Origin of the sequence: Negadavirga shengliensis (assembly GCF_042652345.1) — a bacterium.
Classification (GTDB): Bacteria; Bacteroidota; Bacteroidia; order Cytophagales; family Cyclobacteriaceae; genus Negadavirga; species Negadavirga shengliensis.
The window spans coordinates 163-1588 of record NZ_JBHSJJ010000045.1 but is presented as its reverse complement, the minus strand read 5'-3'; the positions used below and the strand labels follow the sequence as shown (position 1 = coordinate 1588).

At 53.7% G+C, this 1426-nt stretch carries 1 protein-coding gene; it reads left to right on the top strand.

The window, feature by feature from the left end; genetic code table 11:
• A partial coding sequence (locus ACFPFU_RS25605) for a LamG-like jellyroll fold domain-containing protein (RefSeq protein WP_377069591.1) occupies positions 1–1426 on the top strand: 1426 nt, incomplete at both ends.

The following is a 1426-nucleotide window of genomic DNA, read 5'->3' as shown; positions in this document are numbered from 1 at the left end:
ACTCTTCCCTGAACATCACCGAGGCCATTACTTTGTCGGCATGGATCCGTCCGGCTGTGCGGCAGACCAAATCAATCGTGAACAAATCCACGCTGAACGGCTATGAGATCAACACGACAAGTTCTGGTAGAATAGAGTTTTGGCTCAACTGGGATGCCCATGGCCTTACTTACCACCTGCTGTCCAACGGGAGCTATCCTTCCAATGGTTCCACATGGATGCATGTGGCAGCGACCTTTGACGGGCAGACAATGAAAATCTATCTCAACGGCGTGGAAGATGCCACCCTCAGTTTTTCCCAACCTGCCACTATAATTAGCAATAACGGTTTGTTAACGATAGGGTCATGGGGCGGGGACTTGAGGTTTCAGGGTGCCTTGGATGATGTGAGGGTATATAACGGTGCCTTGAGCTCTCAAGAAATCACGCAGTTATATGAGTTGGAAAATAACAGCCTGCCTGGTGTACCCAACCTTATCAACCCTGCCAACGCATCAACGAATGTATCCATAACGCCTTTACTGCAATGGGCAGCTGCTAGTGCGGCAAATTCATATCAGGTTCAGGTTTCAACTGTTCAGAACTTTTCTTCCTTCGTATTTAGCCAAAGCAATATAACAGCTCTCGAAGTAGCTGCTTCCGGATTATCGTACAATACTACATATTATTGGAGAGTGCGTGGAATTAATGCTATCGGGGAGGGCAACTGGTCCACTGTCAGAAACTTTACTACGCAAACCGAACCGGTAACCATTCCTCCCGCGCCGTCTCTTGTGTCGCCGTCGAACAACGCCATGGGTGTTGTCCTTCCGCCGACCCTCAGCTGGAACGCGGTGACGGGAGCCACTTCTTACCACCTGCAGGTATCTGCCAACTCCGATTTCAGCGGTCCGGTCTACAATACGGATGGCCTGACAGGGACAAGCGCGGAAATACCGGGTCTGTCATATGCAACGCAGTATCACTGGCGCGTCCGGGCGGCCAACAGTACGGGGGCGGGAGACTGGTCGGCAGCAAGGGCATTCACCACAGAAACCGAACCGGTGACCGTTCCCCCCGCGCCTTCTCTTGTGTCGCCCTCGAACAACGCTACGGACGTTGTCCTTCCGCCGACCCTCAGTTGGAATGCGGTGACGGGAGCCACCTCTTACCACCTGCAGGTATCTGCCAACTTCGATTTCAGCAGTCCGGTCTACAATACGGATAACCTCACAGGGACAAGCGCGGAAATACCGGATCTGTCATATGCGACACAGTATCACTGGCGTGTGCGTGCGGCCAACAGTGCCGGACCGGGTGACTGGTCGGCAGCAAGGGCATTCACCACAGAAACCGAACCGGTGACCGTTCCCCCCGCGCCTTCTCTTGTGTCGCCCTCGAACAACGCTACGGACGTTGTCCTTCCGCCGACCCTCAGTTGGAATGC